At 60.5% G+C, this 24,777-nt stretch carries 18 protein-coding genes; 7 read left to right on the top strand and 11 right to left on the bottom strand.

Annotated features, from left to right (window positions below; all coding sequences use genetic code 11):
• Positions 1-3 precede the first annotated feature (3 nt).
• A complete protein-coding gene (locus tag AC4BCN_RS06865) occupies positions 4-780 on the top strand; it encodes a YoaK family protein (protein ID WP_490492862.1) in 777 nt (258 codons plus the stop codon).
• A gap of 137 nt (positions 781-917) precedes the next feature.
• Positions 918-1,106, top strand: coding sequence for a major surface glycoprotein (locus tag AC4BCN_RS06860; protein WP_490492861.1), 189 nt, complete (start codon positions 918-920; stop codon positions 1,104-1,106).
• Between the two features lie 76 nt (positions 1,107-1,182).
• On the opposite strand, the gene gap is transcribed toward AC4BCN_RS06860, so the two are convergent.
• Together gap and tkt are read right to left on the bottom strand one after the other, a co-directional pair.
• Complete coding sequence (gene gap / locus AC4BCN_RS06855; protein WP_046685413.1) at positions 1,183-2,193, bottom strand: type I glyceraldehyde-3-phosphate dehydrogenase; 1,011 nt, start codon at positions 2,191-2,193, stop codon at positions 1,183-1,185.
• A gap of 77 nt (positions 2,194-2,270) precedes the next feature.
• Positions 2,271-4,268, bottom strand: a complete 1,998-nt coding sequence (gene tkt / locus AC4BCN_RS06850; RefSeq protein ID WP_128140449.1) for a transketolase — start codon at positions 4,266-4,268, stop codon at positions 2,271-2,273.
• A 196-nt stretch (positions 4,269-4,464) separates the two neighbouring features.
• On the opposite strand from tkt, the gene AC4BCN_RS06845 reads away from it, so the two are divergent.
• Positions 4,465-5,190 (top strand): 16S rRNA (uracil(1498)-N(3))-methyltransferase, encoded by a 726-nt coding sequence (locus tag AC4BCN_RS06845; protein WP_139090164.1) that lies wholly within the window; start codon positions 4,465-4,467, stop codon positions 5,188-5,190.
• Positions 5,191-5,317: 127 nt separating this feature from the next.
• Here the strand turns inward: AC4BCN_RS06845 and AC4BCN_RS06840 are convergent, their stop codons facing one another.
• Positions 5,318-8,314 (bottom strand): TonB-dependent receptor, encoded by a 2,997-nt coding sequence (locus AC4BCN_RS06840; RefSeq protein ID WP_175560493.1) that lies wholly within the window; start codon positions 8,312-8,314, stop codon positions 5,318-5,320.
• A 1,091-nt stretch (positions 8,315-9,405) separates the two neighbouring features.
• Here AC4BCN_RS06840 and AC4BCN_RS06835 point away from each other — a divergent pair.
• Positions 9,406-11,037 carry an NAD(P)/FAD-dependent oxidoreductase gene (locus AC4BCN_RS06835; RefSeq protein WP_338680940.1) on the top strand — a complete coding sequence of 544 codons (1,632 nt, stop codon included), beginning with the start codon at positions 9,406-9,408 and terminating at the stop codon, positions 11,035-11,037.
• Between the two features lie 79 nt (positions 11,038-11,116).
• Here AC4BCN_RS06835 and AC4BCN_RS06830 read toward each other — a convergent pair whose 3' ends face one another.
• The 7 genes from AC4BCN_RS06830 to glnA all read right to left on the bottom strand — a co-directional run bounded on the left by AC4BCN_RS06830 (position 11,117) and on the right by glnA (position 21,555).
• Complete coding sequence (locus AC4BCN_RS06830; protein ID WP_254671621.1) at positions 11,117-13,933, bottom strand: TonB-dependent receptor plug domain-containing protein; 2,817 nt, start codon at positions 13,931-13,933, stop codon at positions 11,117-11,119.
• Positions 13,934-14,236: 303 nt separating this feature from the next.
• A complete protein-coding gene (locus AC4BCN_RS06825; RefSeq protein WP_485882483.1) occupies positions 14,237-15,610 on the bottom strand; it encodes an ATP-binding protein in 1,374 nt (457 codons plus the stop codon).
• Positions 15,611-15,744: 134 nt separating this feature from the next.
• On the bottom strand, positions 15,745-16,710 hold the full coding sequence (gene corA / locus AC4BCN_RS06820; protein WP_128140454.1) for a magnesium/cobalt transporter CorA: 966 nt from the start codon (positions 16,708-16,710) through the stop codon (positions 15,745-15,747).
• Positions 16,711-16,850: 140 nt separating this feature from the next.
• Positions 16,851-18,341: a nitrogen regulation protein NR(I) gene (ntrC, locus tag AC4BCN_RS06815; protein WP_072454285.1), complete on the bottom strand. Its 1,491-nt coding sequence runs from the start codon at positions 18,339-18,341 to the stop codon at positions 16,851-16,853.
• A gap of 48 nt (positions 18,342-18,389) precedes the next feature.
• Positions 18,390-19,478: a nitrogen regulation protein NR(II) gene (glnL, locus tag AC4BCN_RS06810; RefSeq protein WP_139090158.1), complete on the bottom strand. Its 1,089-nt coding sequence runs from the start codon at positions 19,476-19,478 to the stop codon at positions 18,390-18,392.
• A 5-nt stretch (positions 19,479-19,483) separates the two neighbouring features.
• On the bottom strand, positions 19,484-19,966 hold the full coding sequence (locus tag AC4BCN_RS06805) for a DUF4124 domain-containing protein (protein ID WP_128140903.1): 483 nt from the start codon (positions 19,964-19,966) through the stop codon (positions 19,484-19,486).
• A 173-nt stretch (positions 19,967-20,139) separates the two neighbouring features.
• A complete protein-coding gene (gene glnA / locus AC4BCN_RS06800) occupies positions 20,140-21,555 on the bottom strand; it encodes a type I glutamate--ammonia ligase (protein WP_029496182.1) in 1,416 nt (471 codons plus the stop codon).
• A 385-nt stretch (positions 21,556-21,940) separates the two neighbouring features.
• Here glnA and AC4BCN_RS06795 point away from each other — a divergent pair, with 385 nt between their 5' ends.
• The 3 genes from AC4BCN_RS06795 (at position 21,941) to AC4BCN_RS06785 (ending at position 23,186) form a co-directional block, all read left to right on the top strand.
• Positions 21,941-22,402: a rhodanese-like domain-containing protein gene (locus AC4BCN_RS06795; RefSeq protein WP_490492860.1), complete on the top strand. Its 462-nt coding sequence runs from the start codon at positions 21,941-21,943 to the stop codon at positions 22,400-22,402.
• Between the two features lie 143 nt (positions 22,403-22,545).
• Positions 22,546-22,905, top strand: a complete 360-nt coding sequence (locus tag AC4BCN_RS06790) for a type II toxin-antitoxin system RelE/ParE family toxin (RefSeq protein WP_490492858.1) — start codon at positions 22,546-22,548, stop codon at positions 22,903-22,905.
• Positions 22,902-23,186, top strand: coding sequence for an XRE family transcriptional regulator (locus tag AC4BCN_RS06785; protein ID WP_070303349.1), 285 nt, complete (start codon positions 22,902-22,904; stop codon positions 23,184-23,186). The genes AC4BCN_RS06790 and AC4BCN_RS06785 overlap by 4 nt, the downstream gene beginning before the upstream one ends.
• A gap of 111 nt (positions 23,187-23,297) precedes the next feature.
• Here the strand turns inward: AC4BCN_RS06785 and AC4BCN_RS06780 are convergent, their stop codons facing one another.
• Positions 23,298-24,677, bottom strand: coding sequence for a TAXI family TRAP transporter solute-binding subunit (locus AC4BCN_RS06780; RefSeq protein WP_490492857.1), 1,380 nt, complete (start codon positions 24,675-24,677; stop codon positions 23,298-23,300).
• Positions 24,678-24,777: the final 100 nt, after the last annotated feature.

Below are 24,777 nucleotides of genomic sequence, written 5' to 3'. Positions count from 1 at the left end.
GGCATGCCGCTCCATTACCTGTCGCGCCTGAGCGGATCGGCGCGCGATACGCAAGCCAATCTGCAGCTGGGCTGCGTGCTGGCGCTGGTGGCCGGCGCCGTGAACGCGGGCGGCTTTCTTGCCATCGGCGGCTATACCTCGCACATGACGGGCATCGTCTCCGGCATGGCGGACGACCTGGCGCTGGGCAATATCACGGTGGCCCTGGCCGCGCTGGGCGCGTGGCTGGCCTTTGTCAGCGGCGCGGCCGTGACGGCCATCATGGTGAACTGGGGCAAGCGGCGGCGCCTGCACAGCCAGTTTGCCGCCAGCCTGCTGCTGGAAGCGGCATTACTGCTGCTGTTCGGCTTGACGGGCAATTACCTGGCCACCATGCCCGACGTGCTGGGCCCCGTCACCATCTTGCTGCTGTGCTTTGTCATGGGTTTACAGAACGCCATCATCACCAAGATTTCTGGCGCCGTCATCCGCACCACGCACGTGACGGGCCTGTCCACCGACATCGGCATCGAACTGGGCAAGATGGCGTATTACAACCGGCGCCACCTGCCGGACCGGATGGTCAAGGTTAACCGCGGCAAGCTCAGAACGCACAGCCTGCTGATCGCCTGCTTCTTCATCGGCGGCGTCAGCGGCGCCCTGGCCTTCAAACACATCGGATTTCCCGCCGCCACCATCCTGCTCGCCGGCGTGCTGACCCTGCTGTCGGGCGTGCCCGTGCTGCGCGACTTGCGCCTGCTATGGCGTTTTTATAGGCGCCGCCTGCACCCGCAACGTTAGCAGGAATATTTTTCTTTATGGCAATAACGTTCTGATTTTAATGCTAATATTTTTCTACGCTTGGCGAGCCCATCATGCCTGCCGTGGCGGCCTTTGAGTTGACACCCTACCGTTGTCCAATTGTGAAAGCGAGAAAAATGATTTCCGTTAAAAAAGCCCTGTTTGTCTTTGCCATCGCCGTCGGCGCCGCAACTTCGTTCTCCAGCACGGCAGCCGTGCGCGCGTGGATTCCGTCGGAAAACTGCGACTACATCCTCAACATGTGCTACCAGGGCGTCGAGGCGTCGTGCGAGCAGTGGCGCAACCAGTGCGAACCCAAGGAATAAGCGGAACATGCGCAGGCGACAGACGAAAAAAAACGCCCAGGTAAGCCTGGGCGTTTTTTCTTATGCGGTCAAAAAATTACTTTGCCGACATCAGTGCAACGGTGGTGTCGAGCATGCGGTTCGAGAAACCCCACTCGTTGTCGTACCACGACGATACTTTCACCAAGCGGCCCGACACTTTGGTCAGGGTCGAATCGAAGTTCGACGAAGCCGGGTTGTGGTTGAAGTCGATCGAGACCAGCGGTTCGGTCTGGTACGTCAGGATGCCTTCCAGGGCGCCTTCCGAAGCGGACTTCATCAGCGCGTTGACTTCTTCCACGGTGGTGTCGCGCTTGGCGATGAACGACAGGTCGACCAGCGAGACGTTGATGGTCGGTACGCGGATGGCGAAGCCGTCCAGCTTGCCATTCAGCTCAGGCAGCACCAGGCCCACGGCGGCAGCGGCGCCCGTCTTGGTCGGGATCATGCTCATGGTGGCCGAACGGGCGCGGCGCAGGTCTTCATGCATCACGTCGGACAGCACCTGGTCGTTGGTGTAGGCGTGCACGGTGGTCATCAGGCCCGTTTCGATGCCAATGGCGTCGTTCAGCGGCTTGACCAGCGGTGCCAGGCAGTTGGTGGTGCACGAAGCGTTCGAGATGACGGTGTCGGTCGATTTCAGTACCGAGTGGTTCACGCCGAACACGACGGTCGCATCGACGTCCTTGCCGCCTGGTGCCGAAATGATGACTTTTTTCGCGCCGCCCTTCAAGTGAGCCGAAGCTTTCTCTTTGGTGGTGAAGAAGCCCGTGCACTCCAGTACGACGTCCACACCCAGCTCGCCCCATGGAATTTCAGCAGGATTGCGCTGTGCGAATACGCGGATCGGATCGCCATTGACGATCATGTTGTCGCCTTCGACGGTGACCGTGCCCGGGAACTTGCCGTGCGCGGTGTCGTAGCGGGTCAGGTGGGCGTTCGATTTGGCATCGCCCAGGTCGTTGATGGCAACGATCTGGATATCCTGTTTCTTGCCGCCTTCGTAGAAAGCGCGCAACACATTACGGCCGATGCGGCCGTAGCCATTGATTGCAACTTTGATCGTCATACTCTGCTCCTGATTAAAAAAAAGGTATCAGCACAGCACCCCGGCCAGCAATGGCCAGGGTCTGCTCAAAATCAATATTAGCCGGCGATAACGGCTTTCACCTTGGCGACGACGTTCTCGACCGTGAAGCCGAAGTGCTTGAACAGCACGCCGGCAGGCGCCGATTCGCCAAACGTGTCGATACCGACCACGGCGCCTTCCAGGCCCACGTATTTGTACCAGAAGCTGGTCACGCCCGCTTCGATGGCCACGCGCGGCACGCCTTTCGTCAGCACGCTGGCCTTGTAGGCAGCGTCCTGGCGATCATATACATCGGTCGACGGCATCGACACCACGCGCACGGCGATGCCTTCGGCGGCCAGCGCGCTGGCGGCGGCGACGGCCAGTTCCACTTCGGAACCGGTGGCGATCAGAATCGCCTTGGCGTCCGCCACGTCGTTCAGCACATAGCCGCCGCGGTAGATGTTCTCGATCTGTTCGGCGCTACGCTCCTGGTACGGCAGGTTCTGGCGCGAGAAGATCAGGGTCGACGGGCCATCCTTGCGGCGCACGGCGGCGCCCCAGGCTGCAGCCGACTCGACGGTGTCGCATGGACGCCAGTTGTCCAGGTTCGGGATCAAACGCATTGATGAGACGTGCTCGACCGATTGGTGCGTCGGGCCGTCTTCGCCCAAGCCGATCGAATCGTGGGTGAACACGAAGATCGAACGCAGTTTCATCAGGGCGGCCATGCGCAGGGCATTGCGGCTGTAGTCGGAGAACGTCAGGAACGTGGCGCCGAACGGGATGTAGCCGCCGTGCAAGGTGATGCCGTTCATGATGGCGCTCATGCCGAATTCGCGCACGCCGTAGTTGATGTGGTTGCCAGGCTGGCCCGAACGCACGGCCACGCACTCTTTCCAGTTGGTCAGGTTCGAACCGGTCAGGTCGGCCGAGCCGCCGAGGAATTCCGGCAGGGACGAAGCCAGCGCCTGGATGGCGTTCTGGCTGGCCTTGCGGGTGGCGATGTTTTCTTTCTTTTCCACGCAGGAAGCGATGGCAGCCGACAAGGCCGCTTCGAATGCCTGTGGCAACTCGCCCTGCATGCGGCGGGTCAGTTCAGCGGCTTGCTGCGGGAATTCGCGGCTGTAGGCGGCAAAGCGCTCGTTCCAGTCCGCTTCCAGCAGGGCACCCTGCTCTTTCGCATCCCAGGCCGCGTACACGTCGGCCGGCATCTCGAACGGAGCGGCATCCCAGCCGATGTATTCGCGCACGGCGGCGATTTCCTTGTCGCCCAGCGCGGCGCCGTGGACCTTGTCGCCGCCTTGCAGGTTCGGCGAACCCTTGCCGATGATGGTCTTGCAGCAGATCAGCGTTGGCTTCGATGCGGTCTTGGCGGCGGCGATGGCGGCAGCCACCGCGGCAACATCGTGGCCGTCGACGGCGCGGATGACGTTCCAGCCGTACGCTTCGAAGCGCGCCGGGGTGTCGTCCGTGAACCAGCCTTCGACCTTGCCGTCGATGGAAATGCCGTTGTCGTCGTACAGGGCGATCAGTTTGTTCAGGCCCAGGGTGCCGGCCAGCGCGCACACTTCGTGCGAAATGCCTTCCATCAGGCAACCATCACCGACGAAGGCGTAGGTGTAGTGGTTGACGATGTCGTGGCCAGGCTTGTTGAATTCAGCGGCCAGCAATTGCTCCGACAGAGCCATGCCGACGGCGTTGGCGATGCCCTGGCCCAGCGGGCCGGTGGTCGTTTCCACGCCTGGCGTGATGTCGACTTCCGGGTGGCCCGGGGTCTTCGAATGCATCTGGCGGAAGGCCTTGATGTCATCCATCGACAGCTCGTAGCCAGTCAGGTGCAGCAGCGCGTAGTGCAGCATCGAGCCGTGGCCGTTCGACAACAGGAAGCGGTCGCGGTTCTGCCATTTCGGGTTCGCGGGATTGTGGCGATAGTGACCACTCCACAAGGCAACTGCGATCTCGGCCATGCCCATCGGCATGCCTGGATGGCCGGAGTTGGCCTTTTGTACAGCGTCCATTGCCAGTGCGCGGATCGCATTGGCCATTTTGGTAGTCGGGAGCGTAGTTGTCATGATGGTGTGGGTCAGTCGCGAGTTTGGGATTCGTTTGCAACAGCACGGACAAGAAAGAACCCAGGCCGGCTGCTTTATGTAGTCAACTATTTTACCAGACTGGGGGGCCGCAAATTAGAATTGCGGCGTACTGGCCAGCCAAATGGCTATACTTTGACGTCTTTCCACCCCACTTACTCCCCCGTTGAGGATTTGCATGCCGCGTTTTTTCTGCCCCCAGCCGCTCGTCGCCGGCGCCACCGTCTCCCTGCCGGAGGCTGTCGCCCACCATATTCAGGTCGTGCGCCTGGCGCCGGGCGACGTCATCACCCTGTTCAATGGCGAAGGCGGCGAAGTGCAGGCGAGCCTGGTGGCGGTCGCCAAGCGCAGCGTGACGGCGCAAATCCAGGCGCACGTGGCGCGCGAGGCGGAACTGCCTTACGCCGTGACCCTGGCGCAAGCGCTGCCGGAAGCGTCGAAAATGGACTGGATCATCGAAAAAGCCATCGAACTGGGCGCGGCCGGCATCGTGCCGCTGTCGGCGCAGCGCTGCGTCGTGCGCCTGTCCGCCGAGCGGGCCGAGAAGAAACTCGCGCATTGGCAAGGCATCATCGTGTCCGCATCGGAACAATGCGGGCGCAACCGCCTGGCGCAGCTGGCGCCATTGCAAGACTTTAATAGCTGGAGCAGCCAGCAAGATTTACATAAACGCATCATCCTGACGCCGCGCGCGCAGCAGCCGCTGGCCGACTGGGCGCGCCACCAGCCGCCGCAGGCGATCACCGTGATGGTGGGGCCGGAAGGCGGTTTTACCGAGGCAGAAGAAAAGGCGGCCCTGGCCGCCGGCGCCATCGGCTTGTCCATGGGGCCACGCATCCTGCGCACGGAAACGGCGGGCCTGACGGCGCTGGCCACCTTGGCGGCATTGTGGGGCGGGATGTAAAACTGTGCCACCCAAGAAAACGCCCCGCAAGCTTTGCAGCTTGCGGGGCGCCAGAAACTTCTAGACTTGCCTGTACATCCCAGTCTACGCCAGCTGACCAAGGTCAGCCGGCGAAGGCGGAGTCACATCAGAACTTGTGGCTGTACTGAGCCGACAAGCGCACGGTGCGCGGGCTCGAATACGCATTGACCATGCCAGCGGTTGGGCTGACTGCAGTACCGGCGGCGCTGGTGTTGTAAGCCTCGTCGATCGATTGCGCCACTTGACGGTTGGTTGCGTTCAGCACGTCGACTTTCAGTACGATGCCCTTGATTTGCTCTGGCTTGTAGATGAAGTTCAAGTCCAGGCGCATTTCCGTTGGCAGCGTACCGTAAGCGCCGCGGCCGTTCGGGCCGGTTGGGCACAGGAAGAAGATCGAGCCGTATTGCGACAAGCCCAAGCCCTGTTGATCCATGGACGCTGGGATATTGCAAGTACGCGACATTGGACGGCCCGTTGCCACCAGCAAGTTGCCACCGACGCCGAACTGGCTCGTGAACTCATAGTAGCCGTAGGTTTTCAACTGATGCGTACGGTTGTTCGGCAACAAGCCGCTGCCGTTGACCATCGTTTCAGGGAAGTCCCAGCCCGAGCTGAAGCCCACGTCGGCCTGGCCGTTATCCGACTTGGTCTGGCCTTCCTGATTGCCTTCGCTGCGCGACCACGTGTAGTTCATCTTGCCGTACCAGCCATTGCGCATCGGATGTTCGAGCATGAATTCCAGCGCCGTGTAGGTACGCTTGGCTTTTTCCGGGAAGCCTGCATCGGCAGCCGAAATCGTCACCGCGCGCTGTGCACCGTTTGGTCCCACTGGGATCATGAAGGTGTTGTCTTTGCCTGGATTGAACAGGGCGCCGTTCCAGCCATGATCGTCGAAGTACTCTTTTTCAGCGCCCGTCAGCTTGGCCGAGATGGCACGTGGATCCGAGTAGTCATCGATCGTGTTTTTCAGCTTACGGTAGGTAAACTTGATACCGCCGTTGAAATCAGGCGTCAGGGCCTTCTCGAAGCCCAGGTTGATCTCGTCCTGGAAGTGAGCCTTCAAGTTGGTCGCAGCCAATTCATTGGCGCGTTTTTCCTGGCCAAATTCATTGTTAGCCGACACGACATTGCTGATCGGGTTCAAGCCCAGCGGTGCGCCGGTGGTTGGGTTGACGCCGGTGTAGGTGTAGAAGCGGTCGGTGTTCAGCGAAGCGCCGGCAAAACGTACGGCCATGTTGGCAGGCAATTGCATGAAATAGCGGCCAGCCGTACCGAAGACTTTCAGGGAACCGTCGCCGTACACATTCCAGGCCGCATTCAAGCGCGGTGCCAGCATGTTTTTCTGTTCCACGAAGGTTTCGCCGATACCGTTCATGTTCTTGAACGACTCATTGCGCAAGCCCAGTGTCACGACCAGGTTTTCAGTGGCTTGATAGCGGTCCTCGATGTACTGCGCCGATTGCTCGACGGTCGGAGTGGAGCCGCCGCGCTGCAGATTTTCACGCACGTAGTAACCTTGGGTACCATAACCGCCGCCAGCTGCCGGCGACATATTGTGGCCAGACAATACCGTGTTCGGATTGGTCTTCAGGTACGTCCAGGTACCGCCGCCAGCCGCTTCCGTGCCGTTCAGGGCATTGATCTTGTTGTGATCCAGACCGCCGCGTATCGTATGCTGCTTGGCCAGTTTGTATTCCAGATCCAGGCGATAGCCGCGGTTGGTATCTTGCGCACCATCACGCAACAGGGCCGAGCTGAAACCTTGCACCTGGCTAGGCTGGTAATTCACGCCTGGCACCTGGTTATCCGGGGAGGCAACGACAGGACGCAAGCCTGGAATGTAGCCAAACGGATTTTGCTCGCGTTGCGTCTTGGCCTGGCCGATCAGGGCTTGCACGGTCAGATCATCGGTCACATAGCTGGTCAGCTTGAGGATGTCGATGTTGGAGCCCTGGGCTGCCGCCAGCGCAGCGCCGGTGGCGTTCAGGAACAGCACACCTGCCGAATAGTTCTTGAATTTGGCGCCGCCGTTCTGCACATAGCCGCGCTTCTTGGTGTCATAGTTGAAGCCGTAGTATTGATCGTTAACATTCGACTCGTCCGAAATATGCGTGTATTCGAGGCGGTTGTTGTCGGTGATATTCCAGTCGATCTTGGCGATATAGCGCGGCACCTCGGATTTTTGCACCAGCCAGCCGGTCTGGTTGTTCACGGTGCTGGTCGATGCCAGGCGTGCCGTTTCGCGGTCCATTTTGGTAAATTCGCCACCCAGATAGATGAACAGCTTGTCCTTGATCAGCGGGCCGCTGACGTAGGCGTTGTAGACCTTCTCGGTCAGCTTGTCGCCTTCGCGGTAGTTGTAGATCTTGCCATCCGTCTTGGGATTGGCGCCCGTGTTCGGGAACATGATGTTCTTGGCTTTGCCGCGCAGCGAATCAGGCGCGTAGGTAAAGCCGGCACCGAATTCCCAGTTATTGGTACCGCTCTTGGTGGTGATATTGACCACGCCACCCGTCGAACGTCCAAACTCGGCGCCGTAGCCGCCGGTGATGATTTGCGCTTCAGCAATCGAGCCGAAAGGCAGGGAAGAGTAGCCAACCTGGTACAGGCTGTTGGTGACGGGGAAACCGTTGATATACGCCGCATTTTCCGATGCGCTGGAGCCGCCGAAGCTGGCGGCGTTGTTGCCGTAGCGCGAGTCGGCGCGCGTGGTGCCGCCTGCCAATTGCACAATGTTGGCAACCGTAGGCGCCAGTGGCAGAGTAGCCAGCTCGCGCGAATTGAAGGAGGAACCGGAGTTGGAGCTGGTGACATCGATCGCGCGGCGGCGGCTCGTCACGTTCACGGTTTGCACTTGCTGCAGCGCTACTTCGCTTTCCTGGCCGATGCGCACTTCCACGTCCTGCGTGCTGACGACGGAAGAACCTTTCAGCAGCGTTACCTTGTAGTTACCGACTGGCAGGGAGGTGATGCGGAAAGTACCGCTTGCATCGGGCGAAATGGTCCGCTTGAAACCATTGTCGGAACCGACGATCTGCACCGACGCGCTGGCATCCGGCGCAATCTTGCCGATGATGTTGCCCGTGGCATTCGACTGTGCCATTACCGCTGGAACAATCGCAACGCTCAATACCGATGCGCTGAAAGCGATCGTTAATGCACGTGCTATTACAGTTTTTCTCAACATGTCATTCCCTATTTATTTATGAGCGCAGTATTACTGCTTTGGTAAAGGAGTTTATCACTCACACTTATGCGTTTTTGAACGCTTTTTACTCTCATCACCTTGCAATCCCGTCACACAAGGCATCCTCTCGGTCCACTTTGCATAGGCAAAGAAAACAGAATGACACATCGGAACATATTGAAACGGACTGGTCAATAAAATTAGGAAAACTGTTCTGTTGGCGCAACACTTCAATTTATCCAGGAAACAGGCACGCGGAAACGCATCCAGGCTGAATGAAAACATTCGCGGACGATAATCAAACTTGCTTGGAATGCCTGCAAACAGTGGCTTTGCACCAATGGAATCAGAATACTGCAGGAAGAGTTGTTTCTAAAAAGATGGATATAAAGAGCCCGCAAAATAAATGACGCACAAGACGAAATTATTTTACGGAACGAGGCCGAATATATTGCAGATCCATCCCGCAATAAATCAATCAGATTTTTTCAGAATAGTTCTGTATAAAAAGAAATTCCTCGTCATCATCTTAAAATAAAAATCCCGCACTCCATTGAGGAAGTGGCAGCGGCAAGAGACAACGCTGCTCATTTCCTTAAATGCGTGCGAAACAAAGATACGGAATTGCACCTGCGAGTAACAAAACACTATCAAATCACACGCAATGGCAAGGCGTCAACAAAATCAAGCGGCCACAACAAAAAAGCAACACAAATTTACGCGAAAAATAAGGTCCGGATTTGTGTGCCCCAACAAGGAGCGGCGGATGCACCAGCAGCGCACTGGTTTGCACCAGTTTGTGGCATCCAGGAAACACCTCCAGATTCCCTCACGGCACGGTGGCGAGCATGCGCGCAGACGGCATGCCTGCCTTTTTCGCCCCCAAAAAGGTCCGGGGAAACGAGGCAGCGAGCATTGTGGAGGTAAAATAGCGGCCGGATGCCCTCACGCGTCACCACACACTCTCCGCTAGATACGGAGCCCGGCAATTTTTAAAAATACACATCATGTTGCGACTCAACGAAGTAAAACTCCCCCTCGAACACGACGAAGCGGCACTGCCCGCCGCCATCCTGGCGCGCCTCGGCATTGCCGCCGATGAGCTGCTCGGCTTTACCGTCTTCAAGCGCAGCTATGACGCACGCAAGCGCAGTGCCGTGGTGTTGATTTACTCGCTGCACGTGGATGTCAAGAATGAAGCGGCCGTGCTGGCGCGCCTGGGCCACGATATCCATCTGATGCCCGCGCCCGACACCGACTATAAATTCGTCGCCGGCGGCGAACAGCTGGCCGGCCATACCAATGAACCGCGCCCCATCGTCATCGGCACGGGCCCGTGCGGCCTGTTCGTGGCGCTGATCCTGGCGCAGATGGGCTTGCGCCCCCTCATCCTGGAACGGGGCAAGCAGGTGCGCGAACGCACGGTCGACACCTTCGGCTTCTGGCGCAAGCGCGAGCTGAACCCGGAATCGAACGTGCAATTCGGCGAAGGCGGCGCCGGCACCTTCTCGGACGGCAAGCTGTACAGCCAGATCAAGGATCCCAAGCACTACGGCCGCAAGGTACTGACGGAATTCGTCAAGGCCGGCGCGCCTGAAGAAATCATGTATGTGAGCAAGCCACACATCGGTACCTTCCGCCTGGTCAAGATGGTGGAAGAAATGCGCGCCAATATCGAACAGCTGGGCGGCGAATACCGCTTCAGCAGCAAAGTGGTCGATCTCGACATCGAGCCAGGCAGCGATGGCGGCCAGGTGCGCGGCGTGGTGCTGGACAATGGCGAAACCATCGCCAGCAACCACGTCGTGCTGGCCATCGGCCACAGCGCGCGCGACACCTTCGAGATGCTGCACCGCCGCGGCGTGTACATCGAAGCGAAACCGTTCTCGATCGGCTTCCGCGTGGAACACCCGCAATCGCTGATCGACAGCTGCCGCTTCGGCCCCAGCGCCGGCCACCCGATTCTGGGTGCGGCCGACTACAAGCTCGTGCACCACGCCAGCAATGGCCGCTCCGTGTACAGCTTCTGCATGTGCCCGGGCGGCACGGTGGTGGCAGCAGCATCCGAACCAGGCCGCCTGGTGACGAACGGCATGAGCCAGTACTCGCGCAACGAGCGCAACGCCAACAGCGCCATCGTCGTCGGCATCACGCCGGCCGACTACCCGGGCGACCCGCTGGCCGGCATCGCCCTGCAGCGCGAACTGGAAGAGCGCGCGTTTGCCTTGGGCGGCGGCAACTACGATGCGCCAGGACAATTGGTCGGCGACTTCGTGGCCGGCCGCGCCTCGACGGAATTTGGCAGCGTGGTGCCGTCGTACAAACCGGCCGTGCACCTGACGGACCTGGCGCCATCCTTGCCCGAATACGCGATCACGGCCCTGCGCGAAGCATTTCCGGCGTTCAACAAGCAAATCAAGGGCTACTACAAGGCCGATGCCGTGCTGACGGGCGTGGAAACGCGTACCTCGTCGCCGATCCGCATCAAGCGCCGCGACGATGACCTGCAAAGCCTGAACACGCGGGGACTGTTCCCCGCCGGCGAAGGCGCCGGCTATGCGGGCGGCATCCTGTCGGCGGCCGTCGACGGCATCAAGGTGGCCGAGGCGGTGGCCCTGTCGATGGCGGCGGGCCGCTAGGCCCTGCCCTCCCCGCGCTGCGGCGGGACGAAAAAAAACCGGCACTCAGTGCCGGTTTTTTGTTGCCTGCGTACCTTGCTTAAAACTTGTACGAAGCATTCAGGTAGCCCGTACGGCCGCGCGGATCGTAGTAGCGGTCGTCATAGCCGAATTGCTGGCCGCGGTTCGCGCCGGCCGTCGATGGCACGAATGGCGGGCTCTTGTCGGTCAGGTTCAGCAGGCCGGCGGTCAGGACCCAGCTCTTGCTTGGGGTCCATACCGTTTGCCAGTCGAGGGTCGAATAGAAACCCACCTGCATGCGGATCTTTTCCTGGCCCGTCACGGCGCCCGACGCGTCCAGCACGTCGACCGACGTTTCCTGGTCCTTGTAGCCGGACAGGAAGTTGACGGTCAGCGAGTTGGACCAATTGCCCGTTTTCAGGGTGTTCGTCCACTGGCCGCGTGTGCGGAACGTCACCGAGCCCAGATCGGCGAAGTTGCCCAGCGCCGAATAATACCTGCCATTGCGTTCCAGCTGCACGTCCTCGCGCAGCATCTGCGTCGCGTTCAGCTGCGACGTGAACAGGCCGATGCCGGAGCGGTAACGGGCGCTGACATCGATATCGACACCGGTGGCAAACGACTTGCCCAAGTTCTGGTTGTCAGCCAGGAAGGCCAGGTAGGTAGTCCCCGTGCCCACGTCCTTGTTGACGCCCCAGGATTTCGGGAAGTTGGCCGGATTGGCAAATACCAGCTGTTCGGTCAGTTGGCCGAAGGAATCGCGGATCTGCACATGCCACAGGTCGGCGCCCAGGGTGATGGCGCTGATCGGCTCGTAACGGAAGCCGATGGTTGCCTGTTTCGATTTCTCAGGCTGCAATTCGCGGTTGCCGCCGGCCAGCTGGTCGTACTGGCGGTTGCCTGGCTGGCATTGCGCATTGAGACGCGTGGCGATTGCCTGCAAGGCTGGCGAGCACGTGTACTTGTCGCTAGTGACGCCGTAGCCGCGCTGCAAGGCGTTGACTTGTGGCACTGTCGGCGCATGGAAACCATTGCCGACCGAACCGCGAATCAGCAAGGTAGGTGCCGGCGTCCACTTGAAGCTGGCCTTGGCCGTGGTTGCACCACCAAAGTCCGAGAATTCATCGAAACGCAAGGCGGCGCCCAATTCCAGCTCTTTCAGCACAGGCGCGATGACTTCGCCAAAAATGCCCTTCGACGTACGGCTGGCGCTGTACGGCTGGCTGCTGGCCGCGTCGCCGAAACGCTGGTCGCATTCCAGCCCCGTCGTGCCGCCGCACAAGGTGCCCTTCACGGGATCGGCCAGGATGCCTTGCGCAAACGGACTTGGCTTGGCGGAGAATTCCTCGCGGTTGATGTTCACGCCCATGCCCAGCATCATTGCGCCGCCAGGCAGTCGGCGCAGTTCCGTCGAGCCATTCAGGTTAATCGTCTGCAGGCGCGAAGTGCCGCCGTCCCAGTAACCGGAGTACGCGGCCGACTTGATCGCTTCCTGTGCCGCAGGGGACTGCTTGCCCGGGCCGACGAAGGGATCGAGCAAGCCGCTCGACGTGAGGTTATTGACGGCAATGGCGCCAGGATAACCGGAAATACTGCCTTTTACGCGGCTTTCGGAGAAGTTATAGGCTGCGTTATAGTCCCAGCCGGCCAGAATGCCGCGCGTGCCGACCACCACACTGGCAAAATCTGCCGTATCTTTCGAGGTACGCTGGCCCATGTCGAACAAGCGGTAGAACGCCGTGCTATCGCCGGTGATACCCGCTGGCACCAAATACTTGTCATGCAGCGGCGTGCCCGCATCGACGGCGATCGCGCCAGGTACGGGAGCGATACGCGAAGTCTGTTTGGTGCGTGACAGCAATACGTCCGCATACACTTCCTGGCCGGCGAGCTTGAAGGTGCCCGACGCCATGAAGTTGTCGCGTTTGCGTTCCGGATAGATTTCCAGGTCCTTGGTAAAGTCATAGCCGCAATAGTCATCGACCAGGCCGCTGCCATCGTTATACGGTTCGATCACGCGGAACGTCTTTTCCGGGCAGGAACCGTTGGCCTTCTGGTAAGGGCTGATCAGCTGGCCATTGTCATCGGTGGCATTGGCAGGAATCGGGCTGGCCGAAAACTGCTGCTTCTGATAGCGCTTGCCATTGGCCGAGAATTGCACCTTGCCCGTGTTGGCGAACTTGCGGTCGACGGAAGCGAGCTTGTCGCGCTCATCGTGGCCAAAGGTCAGCACCACGTTGTAGCCATCTTCGTCCAGATTGCCAAAGCCCTTGGTGGCGCTGAGGCGTTTTTCACGCGCACCGTTTTTGGGTGCGGAATAGCCGATGGTCACATCACCGATCGTCGTATCGTGCTTGGTAATGAAGTTGACCACGCCGGCGATGGCATCGGCACCGTACAGGGCGGAGGCACCATCGGTCAGCAGTTCCACGCGTTCAATTGCCGAGATAGGGATCGAGTTCAAGTCGAAGCCAGCGGCGAAACCCGTCAGCGTCTGGCCGCCGAACTGGGCCAGGCGTTTACCGTTCAGCAAGACGAGCGTACGCGTCTCACCCACGTTATGCACGGAAATACCGGAAAAACCGAAGGTGCTGCCGCCAACCGAGGAGCTTTCACTGGTGGCGCCCTGGGCGGAAGAGAGTTTCTTGACCAGATCGGTGACCGAGGTGGCGCCCGATGTGCGGATGGCTTCAGCGGTCAGGACGGTGACCGGCAAAGCGCCTTCGGCGGCGATCCGTTTGATCGACGAGCCGGTGACTTCAACGCGCTGGATTTGCGCATCGGCGCCCTGCGCATCTTGTGCAATCGCGGACTGCGAAACAACTGACATGGCGGCAACTACACCACCGGCGCAGACGATGCGAACTGCACGAGAGATGACGGTTTCTTTAAGCATGGTGAACCCTTTTTTCATTTGTACGGTTATATATGACTCCGGATTTGCTACCCGGATTGCACTCGTTCATCTAAAGGAAACGTCTCGCACGGCACCTGATCAGGCACCGTGAAGTTCGCTGGCACACTTGTACAGAAATGGCACTAGGAGACTAAAAGTCAACTAGACAACTACATAGAATCACGGCAAGAATATGAGTGTCAACAGAACTCAGCATGCGTATGGCGTACATACAACATGTGAAAAACGGAGGCGGCTTGGGATAGGACGGCCCCTCCCCGCTAGACGGGAGGCCGCGCGGTGTCAGTTGGCCAGCGGCAGCCTGATTTGTATATGACAGCCGGGAGTGCAGTCGATGGCGCACACCTGGCCGCCCAGTTGCTGCACGATGGTGTAGACGATGTGCATGCCCAGGCCGGAGCCGCCCTGGCCACGCTTGGTGGTGAAAAACGGTTCAAACATGTGTTCGCGCACGGCCGGCGCCAGGCCGATGCCGTCGTCGGAAAAGTCCAGCAGCAGCCAGCGCGCATCGGCGCCATCGCCGTCCGCCTCGATGCGCGCGCGGATCGTGATGCGGCCCGGGCCGCCCTGCGGATAGCCGTGGCGCGCGCTGTTCATTAAGAGGTTCGAAAGGATTTGCGACAGCTTGCCGGCCGCCAGGCGCACCTGGCAATCGGGAGCGATATCGAGTTCCACGCCCAGCGCAGCCTTGCGCAGTTCCGGGCTGTGCGCCGACACCAGGCCGTGCACGTAGTCGTGCAGTGCCAGGTCGGCCACGTATTCGCTGACCTGGTCCACGGCCAGTTGCTTGAAATTGCCGATCAGGTCGGCGGCGCGCGCCAGATTGCGCTCGATCAGGGCCGCCGCTCCCTTGAGCGACTCGGCAATGTCGATCAGTTCGGCGCGGCTGACCTTGGCGCCGCCCAGCAGCTGCACCAGCTGGTCGGCATAGCTGCCCATGCTCGACGCCGCCGTCAGCGCCACGCCGATCGGCGTGTTGACTTCATGCGAGACACCGGCCACGAGCGAGCCAAGGGCCGCCATCTGTTCCTGCTCGATCAGGTTCGCCTGCGCCGCCACCAGCGACTCGGTACGCACGCGCACGATTTCTTCCAGCTGCTGGGTGCGCTCCTGGTGCTGCAGCTCGGCCGCGCCGCGGGCCGAGAAGATCGACAGCAGCAGCAAGGCCAGCAAGCGCTTGTTTTCATCGATGGGCCGCGTGTCGATGGCCGACAGGATGCCCAGGGTCTTGCCATCGGTATCGATCAGCGGCATGCCGACATAGCTTTCCGCATGCATGTCGACCAGGAGGCTATCAAGTGGAAAGCGACGCTGGATATCGCTGCCGTGAAAACACATGCTCTGGCAGGTCACATCCTGGCAAGGCGTGTGCTGCAGGCTGTATTCGATATTCGGCTGGTAGCCGTCGCCGCCCCACAGGGCCAGGGTGCGGATGCCTTCGCTGCCATCGTCCATGCGCACCAGCCGACCGGCGATCACATAGTGCACGTCGAGCGCTTCGGCCAGGTCCTTGACGAGGATGCGCAGGAAGTCGTCGCCACGGGCGTGCGCCGTCGAGGCGGTGATCGAACGCAGGGCCGCCTCCGCCAGGGTGCGCCGCTGCTCGGGATCGAACAGGGGTTCTTGCGAATTCACATCAAACAACGGAATACTCATGAATGCTCCTGCGCAGCACGGAAAGCGCAGGCACAGCTGCCGGCGCGGCGATCCTCAGCAAAGGCCCGGGTCAACGGACTTGCCGCGATTGTACCCCCGGCTATTGCTTAATAATACAGATACACAGGAATTTTTTATAGCCAGCCGGAGCGCTTGAACAAGTAATACATATAACCGCAGACACAGCTCATCACTGCCACGGCGGCCGGATAGCCATACTGCCAGTCCAGTTCCGGCATGAACTTGAAGTTCATGCCCCAGATGCCGGCAAATGCCGTGAACACGGCGAAAATAGCGGCCCAGGCCGCCAACTGCTTGTTCACTTCGCTCTCATCGATGGCCACCATCGACAGATTCACCTGGATGGCCGTGCTGATCGTGTCGCGGATGGTGTCGAGCGTGCCGTTGATGCGCGCCAGATGGTCGTGCACGTCGCGGAAATACTCCTGGGTATCGTGGCACAGCGGCGGCACTCTCCCGCCGTGCAGCTTGCCCACCGCTTCCATCAGGGGCGCCACCACGTGGCGCAAGACCATGACCTTGCGTTTCAATTGATACAGCCGTTCGATATTGTCACGCTCGGTGCCACGGTCGAAGATGCGGTCCTCGATCAATTCCAGCTCCGATTCGAGCGCGTCGAGCACGGGAAAGTAACGGTCGACGACGGCGTCCATCAGCGCGTACAGCACGAAAGCCGAACCCTGGCGCAGCAAGTGCGGCTCGCGCTCGGCACGCGCACGCACGCCGAGGAAACCTTGCGAGCTGTTGCTGCGCGACGAGAGCACGTAATTGGCGCCAACAAAAATGTCGACTTCGCCCAGCACCAGTTCGTTCTCGACCATTTCCACGGTTTTCACAACGGCAAACAGGGAATCGCCATATTCCTCGATCTTCGGCCGCTGGTGGCCCCGCTGCGCATCCTCGACGGCCAGTTCGTGCAGGCAAAACTCGTGCTGCATCTGTTTCAGCTCGTCCGGCGTGGCGTCGAGCAGGGCCACCCAGACGAAGCAATCGGGGCGCTCGACGTAATCGCTGATGTCGTCGATCGGCAAGTCGGCCAGTTTTTTGCCATCCTGGTAGGCCACGCAGTTAATCAGCATACAGTTTCCACAATAAAGTTAAGACCGGACGAAACAGTCCGGCAGGCGTCAGCTTACCTTATCGCCTGTTGTGGGTGTTGTGGCGTGCGAGGAACGCCAGGAGGGGAAGCGGACGGGGCGGAGCCCCGTCCGGACGGCAATCAATCGTCTTTGGCGCCGTCGATGCCCAGTTCGGATATCTTGCGGGTGATGGTGTTGCGGCCAATGCCCAGGCGCACGGCGGCGTCGTTCTTGCGCCCGTGCGTATGCTTGAGCGCCGTCTTGATCAGGGCCGACTCGAACTGCCGTCCCAGCACGGCCATGACTTCCTGCTGCCCCGCGCCCAGCATGCCGGCCGCCTGCAATTCCAGCAAGCCGATCCAGCCCGGCGGCGCGCCGTTGGCGGGCGCGGCAGCTTCAAAGACCTGGCCGCCGTGCGGGTGGGCAACGGCTGCCGGCGCAGCCTCTCCCGCCGCCGCAGTGGCCGCGCCATCGCCCTGCCCCTGCGTCAATTCCAGCGGCAAATCCTTGATTTCCACCGTCTGGCCCGGCGCCATCACGGTGATCCAGTTGCACAGGTTTTCCAGCTGGCGCACATTGCCGGGCAAATCGAGACCGCTGAGGAACTGCATTGTCGGCTCGCTCATGCGTTTGGCTTCCACGCCCAGCTGGCGCGCGCTTTGCACCAGAAAGTGGCGCACCAGGATGGGGATATCCTCGCGCCGCTCCCTCAAACTGGGCAGGCGCAGGCGGATCACGTTCAGGCGGTGATACAAGTCCTCGCGGAACAGGCCGTCGCGCACGCGCTGCTCGAGGTTCTGGTGCGTGGCCGTAATGACGCGCACGTTCGCCTTCATCGGCTGATGCCCGCCGACGCGATAGAAATGGCCGTCGGACAGCACGCGCAGCAAACGCGTCTGCAAGTCGAACGGCATGTCGCCGATTTCATCGAGGAACAGAGTGCCGTTCTCGGCTTGCTCAAAGCGGCCCCGGCGCGTCGTCTGCGCGCCCGTGAAGGCACCGCGTTCGTGGCCGAACAGTTCGGACTCGAGCAAATCCTTCGGGATCGCCGCCGTGTTGAGGGCAATGAACGGCTGCGCCGCGCGCGGACTGTGCTTGTGCAGCGCGCGCGCCACGAGTTCCTTGCCGGAACCGGATTCGCCCGTGATGAGCACCGTCACGTTCGATTGCGACAACCGGCCGATGGCGCGGAAGACTTCCTGCATGGCCGGCGCCTGGCCGAGGATTTCCGGCGTTTCCGACGGGCCCGATTCGACGCTGGTCTCGCGCAGGCTTTCTTCGAGCGCGCGGCGGATCAGCTCAACAGCCTTGTCGATATCGAAAGGCTTGGCCAGGTATTCGAAGGCGCCGCCCTGGAAGGCTGCGACGGCCGAGTCGAGGTCGGAAAAGGCCGTGATGATGATAACCGGCAAGCCGGGAAAGCGCGACTTGACTGTCTGCAGCAATTCCAGGCCGGATGCGCCCGGCATGCGGATATCGGACACGAGCACTTGCGGCGTGTCAAATTCCAGCGCGGCGATGGCGTCGCGCGCATTGGCAAAACTCTTGGTGGCGAGATTTTCCCGCGCCAGGGCTTTTTCCAGCACCCAGCGGATTGATTCGTCGTCGTCAACTATCCAGATTGGCTTCATTAGTGTGTGCGTCCCGCAATGGATTTCATGGGTGGGATACCTCCTCGCTTATGGCAAGGGTAGAACGATCCTGAAATCGGTGTATCCAGGCCGGCTTTCGCACTCGATCACGCCCAGGTGCTGTTGCACGAAGGTTTGCGCCAAGGTCAGCCCCAGCCCGCTGCCGCCTTCCCTGCCCGACACCAGCGGGTAGAAAATCCGGTCGCGGATCTGGGGTGCGATGCCCGGTCCATTGTCAATGATATGCAAGTCTAATGCCAGGTTGTAGCGGACCTTGGCCAGGGTCACCTGGCGCGCCACGCGCGTCTTGAAAATGAGCTCCGCATCGCCCGCCTCGATGCGTTCTGCCAGCGCTTGCGCCGCGTTGTGCGCGATGTTGAGCACGGTCTGTATCAGTTGCTCCTTGTCGCCGCGAAACTCGGGGATGGAGGCATCGTAATCGCGCGAAATGGTCAGACCGCTGGGAAACTCGGCCAGGATCAGACTGCGTACCCTTTCGCACACTTCGTGGATATTCACGTCGCCGACGATATGCGGGCGGCGGTGCGGCGCCAGCAGGCGGTCGACCAGGGTTTGCAGGCGGTCCGCTTCCTTGATAATCACCTGCGTGTATTCGCGCAGCTCGCTCAGGTGCAGGGCCGGCAATTCCAGCTCCAGCAGCTGGGCCGCGCCGCGGATGCCGCCCAGCGGGTTCTTGATTTCATGCGCCAGGTTGCGGATCAGCTCCTTGTTGACCTGGCTCTGGTCGAGGATGCGCTCCTCGCGGTCGAGTTTGAGCTGCTGCACGTTTTCGCGCAGCTCGATCAGCACGCCGTCGCGCGGCGCGTCGAGCGCGCTGATGATGCTGTGCACGCGCAGCGGCTCGCGCCCCGGGCGCTCCAGAGTCAGGTCCTGGCGCAAGTCGGAAAATTTATGTTCGAGCGCCTGCGCGCAAATACCGGCCAGCTCGTCCGGATTCAAGAACAGCGCCGTCAGCTTTTGCCGCGACAGGGCTTTCAACGAGCTTTCCAGCAGGTTTTCCGCCGCCGCGTTGGCATAGCTGATGCGGCCGTCGCCGTCGAGCAAGATCACGGCCGAAGCGAGCAAATCAAGGCCGGCCAGGTGGGCCGGGCGGCTGGAATGGTTGTCTAGTGTCATGTGCTTTACCGAATATTCGCGATCTCGCGTTTCAGGGCCTCGACGTTCTGCTGTGTCCGGCTAATGTTGTCCTTCAACTGCGCCACTCGTTCCTGGTATTTCGCATAGTTACGCTCATTGCCCTGGCGCTCGGGCTGGCCGCCATTGAATTCCAGGCGCTGCGCCGCCAGTTTCTGCTCTTCGCTGCGCAATTCGTCCTGCAGGATCTGGCGCCGGTCCAGGTCGCGCGCGCGCTGCTCGGCGCCATCGACCTTGGGAAACGCGCCGGCGGCAGGCGCCGCCGTGGCTGCCGCCTGCGTGGCGGGCCGGGCCGGCGCGCCGGCCAGCGGCGCCGTCTTGCGGGGCGGCTCCGTCATGGCGCCTGGCAAATCGAGCAGCTGGCAATGCGCGCCAGCCCGCTTGTCCGTGTACGTCTTGTGTCCTTGCGCATCGGCGCACACATACAACTGCCCGTGCGCCTGTGCTGCCGCGCCCAGCAATCCTGCCATCAGCGCCATTCTGTAATGCTTGGTCAATCTCCACTCCTGTCGGCGCGTGCCGCATCGTTCCTGGGCCGACTATACAACAACGCACTGTGGCGCCATAACAAAAAACGCGGGCAAGACCATCGCCTCACCCGCGTTTTTTTATTCACTACCGGCACATTGCCGGCGTGGCGCCATTACAGCGAGTAGTACATGTCGAACTCGGCAGGATGCGTGGTCATGCGCATGCGCTGTACGTCTTGCATTTTCAGTTCCAGGTAAGCATCGATCATCGAATCGCTGAATACGCCGCCACGGGTCAGGAACTCGCGGTCCTTGTCCAAGGCGTCCAGGGCTTCTTCCAGCGAAGCGCACACCGTAGGGATCAGTGCGTCTTCTTCCGGCGGCAGATGGTACAGATCTTTCGAGGCGGCTTCGCCCGGATGGATCTTGTTGGCAACGCCGTCCAGACCAGCCATCAGCAGTGCGGCGAAGCACAGGTACGGGTTCGCCAGTGGATCCGGGAAGCGCGCTTCGACGCGGCGGCCTTTTGGATTGGCCACGTGCGGGATACGGATCGAGGCGGAACGGTTTTTCGCCGAGTACGCCAGTTTCACTGGAGCTTCGTAGCCTGGTACCAGACGCTTGTACGAGTTGGTGCCCGGGTTGGTGATCGCGTTCAGTGCCTTGGCGTGCTTGATGATGCCGCCGATGTAGTACAGGGCGAAATCGGACAGGCCGGCATAGCCGTCGCCAGCGAACAGGTTTTTGCCATCTTTCCATACGGATTGATGCACGTGCATGCCCGAACCGTTGTCGCCAACGATAGGTTTCGGCATGAAGGTGGCGGTCTTGCCATAGCTGTGCGCCACGTTCCACACCACGTATTTCAGGTTTTGCGTCCAGTCGGCGCGCTCGACCAGGGTCGAGAACTTGGTGCCGATTTCATTCTGGCCGGCGCCGGCGACTTCGTGATGATGTACCTCAACCGGGATGCCCAGCGATTCCAGAATCAGGCACATTTCCGAACGCATGTCCTGGAAGCTGTCCACTGGTGGCACCGGGAAATAGCCGCCCTTGACGGTCGGACGGTGGCCGCTGTTGCCGCCTTCGATGTCCTTGCCGGTCGACCACGAACCTTCGTCCGAACCGATCTTGACGAAGCAGCCCGACATGTCGATCTTCCAGCGCACGCTGTCGAAGATGAAGAATTCTGGCTCAGGGCCGAAGTAGGCGGTGTCGCCCATGCCCGACGATTTCAGGTAGGCTTCTGCGCGTTTCGCGATCGAGCGCGGGTCGCGGTCGTAGCCCTTGCCGTCCGACGGTTCGATCACGTCGCACTGCATGAACAGGGTCGTTTCTTCCATGAACGGGTCGATATTGGCCGTGTTTGGATCCGGCAGCAAGATCATGTCGGAAGCTTCAATGCCTTTCCAGCCAGCGATCGAAGAACCGTCAAAGGCGTGGCCCGACTCGAATTTGTCCATGTCGAAGTGCGACACGGGAACCGTCACGTGCTGCTCTTTACCACGGGTATCAGCAAAGCGGAAATCAACGAATTTGACTTCGTTTTCTTCTACCATCTTCAAGACTTCTGCGGCTGTCATTGCCATGCGTATCTCCTAAATGAATGTGGGGTGAGCCGACCTTAATGCGTCTGGGCTGATGAAGCGAAGCAAACATTGCGTGCCACCAAAACTCATAAGGATCATAGCAGATTCCATGCCAGCTTCTGGTGGGATGTCGCCGCCCAGGTCAAAACCCGGCCATCCCAGTGAAAGTTTTCCTGCCCGCGATTTTCCTGCTGCGTTTGCGTCAAATCAAGAATGCACTAAGCAAGTGCAAAAAACGAATAACGCACCATTATCGTGCATTTTGCGCCGATTCTTGAAAAATGCTTTGTTATGGTGCATGCGCCGCGCACCGTGGTTTCCCGTTTGCGGGGCGTGGACGGCGCACTATAATCGACCATACATACCCACTTTCATCGAGGACGCCATGACCACCGCCGCCGACATCCTGACCACCGCCCGCAGCCGGGCCAATGAAGGTACGCCGTATGCCGGCGCCGTCACGCCGCAGGAAGCGTACGACTTGCTGCAACGCGATCCCGCCGTCAAGCTCATCGATGTGCGCACGAATGCCGAGCGCGACTGGGTGGGACGGGTCGACATCGCCGATACCCAGCATGGTGCGGTGCAGTGGGCCACTTACCCCGGTGGCGTGCCGAATGCCGACTTCCTCGCGCAACTGGCCGCCCAGGCCGGCAAAGACGAGGTGCTGCTGTTCCTGTGCCGCTCCGGCGTGCGTTCGCGCCACGCGGCCAAGCTGGCGACCGAGCACGGCTACCTGAACTGCTTCGACATCCTCGAAGGTTTCGAAGGCGACAAGGACGCCGACGGCCACCGCAAGCAGATCGGCGGCTGGTGCAAGGCGGGGCTGCCGTGGCTGGGTGCCTGACTATCTGAACAGTGTTTGATCTGGCGGGCCACCCTGGGGTCCGCTATCGGCTACAACCATCCATGCGCGCCCGATTTTTTCAACTACGGCGCAAATTCTCCTTGCGAATATGTACCTTATATAGTACAACGTAGAGGTGCGTCATGGATGCTTCCGGCTTGCGGCAGATTACCCTGCTGTTCTATGCGAACGGCAATGGCGGCGAACCCGTGCGCGACTGGCTCAAATCGCTGCCCATCGAAGAGCGCCATGTGATCGGACAAGACTTGATGCATGCGCAATGGCGCTGGCCCGTAGGCATGCCCCTGTGCCGGCATCTGGGGCATGGATTATCGGAAGTACGCAGCAGCCTGCCCGGCAACCCCGGCAACCGTTTCGCGCGCGTACTGATCTGCCATCACGGCGATTGCCTGGTGGCGCTGCACGGCTTTATAAAGAAAACCCGCGCCACGCCCGATGACGACCTGGCGCTGGCCCGCAAACGCCACAAGGAACTGACATGAACGCCACCGCTCCCCACCTCGGCAGCAGTCTCGACGACTTCCTCAAGGAAGAAGGCATTTTCGAGCAAACGCAAAACCGCGCCATCAAGGAAGTGATCGCCTGGCAACTGACGCAGGCGATGCAGGAACAAGCGATGTCGAAGACGCGCATGGCGGCCCTGCTGCAGACGAGCCGCTCGCAGCTCGACCGCCTGCTCGACCCCAGCAGCGACGTGACCCTGTCGACCCTGGAGCGGGCCGCCGCGCTGGTCGGACGCAAGCTGTCGATCACCCTCATTTAGTACGCCTATCAAAACCTACTACGCGTCGTAATTTGCGGTCTGCGATGCTCACTGTACCTTCGTACAGCTGCGCTTCTCAACCACAACTTCCTTCCGCTCGCTACGGTTTTGTTAGGCGTTGTTAAGCGAGTTAATCGCTGAGGCCGCCTCGCCCACCTCAGGGACAGAATGCGCTTGCATCAGGGACAGAATGCGCTTGCGCACGAAATTGATGTGGCTGCGCAAGCCATACAACCCATCGGCAAACGACAGGGGAATCGAGATCTGGTTGACCATTTCCTCGATCTGGTCGAGCCGTTTCAATTGCACCGCATACACTTGCGCACGCTGCTCTGGTGGCACGTCTTCCAGCGCCTGCTCGACCGTGCGCAGCTGGCCATACCAGCGGTACACGCGCGAGCGGATGCGCCATACATACAGCGGCGGCACGACGCGCGACAGGGGCAGGATCAAGGCACCGAGCGCCACCACCAGCACCCACATGCGGTCAAAGAAATTGGCCAGCCAGAAACTCATATAGCGCTGCAGCACTGGCGCGCCATCCTTGTAAAATTTCAGCGCTTCGGGTGCCACGGGAATTTCCGTGTAGCGCGCGGACGGGAACTGCCCCTGCTGCTGGAACCAGCCCGTGCCGCCATGGATGCGGGCCGCCGCCTGCACGAACAGGTCGACGAGGGCCGGATGCAAGTCTTCGCGCGCGACTAAGGTGGCCGTCGGCGCGATCAGATGATAATCCTGCGCAGGAATGTTCTGCCCCAGGTCGACTATGCCGCGCGGCAAGACGACGTGGGTCAGGAAAGGCAAACGCCGCGTGTACGCCTCCGCTTGGGAAAAATCAAACAGCTTGATGCCCGGCGTTTGCAGCAGCATCTGGATCAGCGGCGCTTCCGGGGCCGAGCTGAACACGAGGCCATCGATGCGTCCTTCCAGCAGCTCCACGGTGGCAGGCGTGTTTTGCAAGTCGCTCACCGTCAGCTCGTTCGCCTCCACGCCATTAACGGACAGCAACTGCCGGAACAGGCCGGGCACGCCCGTGCCTTCTGGTCCCAGGTTGATCTTCATGCCCTTCAATTGCGCCAGCTCCGTCACCGCCTTGTCTTCGCGCATGAAGAGCCAGACGGGTTCCGTAAACAGGCTGCCCAGGGAAATGAGGCCATGACGCTCGGCATCCTCGTGCTCCGTCGAGCCGCTTTGCACGAAGGCGATATCGGTCTTGCCACTATTTAAGCGCTGCAAGTTGTCCTGCGAACCCAGCGACGGCTGCAAGGTCACCTTGATGCCGTGCTTGGCCAGGGTGGCCACATATTTTTTGCCGAACTCTTCATACGCGCTATTGTCCTGCCCCGTCGACAGGCTTACCTGGCGCGGCGGCGCCGGGTCGACCAGCCAGTAAGCGAGCGCGCAAAACGCGCCGACGAGCAGCAAGGTGGGACCGGCGGTGGCGAGGAAATCGCGCACGGAAAAGCGGCTGAACGCGAGGATTTTGGACATGTGGTGGCGCATAGGTTTCATGGGTGGCTACGATGCCAAGAAAAGCTCAACTATGCAAGGCACTTTCACATGCGCGGGGTGGCCAAATCCGCTACAGTGG

Source organism: Janthinobacterium sp. Bl 1 (assembly GCF_058215535.1).
This window is presented reverse-complemented; position numbering and strand designations above follow the sequence as displayed.

Coding starts and splice junctions, on each gene's coding strand:
- AC4BCN_RS06865 (WP_490492862.1), top strand. CDS start 4: ATGCCGCTCCATTACCTGTCGCGCCTGAGCGGATCGGCGCGCGATACG.
- AC4BCN_RS06860 (WP_490492861.1), top strand. CDS start 918: ATGATTTCCGTTAAAAAAGCCCTGTTTGTCTTTGCCATCGCCGTCGGC.
- gap (WP_046685413.1), bottom strand. CDS start 2,193: ATGACGATCAAAGTTGCAATCAATGGCTACGGCCGCATCGGCCGTAAT.
- tkt (WP_128140449.1), bottom strand. CDS start 4,268: ATGACAACTACGCTCCCGACTACCAAAATGGCCAATGCGATCCGCGCA.
- AC4BCN_RS06845 (WP_139090164.1), top strand. CDS start 4,465: ATGCCGCGTTTTTTCTGCCCCCAGCCGCTCGTCGCCGGCGCCACCGTC.
- AC4BCN_RS06840 (WP_175560493.1), bottom strand. CDS start 8,314: ATGGCACAGTCGAATGCCACGGGCAACATCATCGGCAAGATTGCGCCG.
- AC4BCN_RS06835 (WP_338680940.1), top strand. CDS start 9,406: ATGTTGCGACTCAACGAAGTAAAACTCCCCCTCGAACACGACGAAGCG.
- AC4BCN_RS06830 (WP_254671621.1), bottom strand. CDS start 13,933: ATGCTTAAAGAAACCGTCATCTCTCGTGCAGTTCGCATCGTCTGCGCC.
- AC4BCN_RS06825 (WP_485882483.1), bottom strand. CDS start 15,610: ATGAGTATTCCGTTGTTTGATGTGAATTCGCAAGAACCCCTGTTCGAT.
- corA (WP_128140454.1), bottom strand. CDS start 16,710: ATGCTGATTAACTGCGTGGCCTACCAGGATGGCAAAAAACTGGCCGAC.
- ntrC (WP_072454285.1), bottom strand. CDS start 18,341: ATGAAGCCAATCTGGATAGTTGACGACGACGAATCAATCCGCTGGGTG.
- glnL (WP_139090158.1), bottom strand. CDS start 19,478: ATGACACTAGACAACCATTCCAGCCGCCCGGCCCACCTGGCCGGCCTT.
- AC4BCN_RS06805 (WP_128140903.1), bottom strand. CDS start 19,966: ATGGCAGGATTGCTGGGCGCGGCAGCACAGGCGCACGGGCAGTTGTAT.
- glnA (WP_029496182.1), bottom strand. CDS start 21,555: ATGGCAATGACAGCCGCAGAAGTCTTGAAGATGGTAGAAGAAAACGAA.
- AC4BCN_RS06795 (WP_490492860.1), top strand. CDS start 21,941: ATGACCACCGCCGCCGACATCCTGACCACCGCCCGCAGCCGGGCCAAT.
- AC4BCN_RS06790 (WP_490492858.1), top strand. CDS start 22,546: ATGGATGCTTCCGGCTTGCGGCAGATTACCCTGCTGTTCTATGCGAAC.
- AC4BCN_RS06785 (WP_070303349.1), top strand. CDS start 22,902: ATGAACGCCACCGCTCCCCACCTCGGCAGCAGTCTCGACGACTTCCTC.
- AC4BCN_RS06780 (WP_490492857.1), bottom strand. CDS start 24,677: ATGTCCAAAATCCTCGCGTTCAGCCGCTTTTCCGTGCGCGATTTCCTC.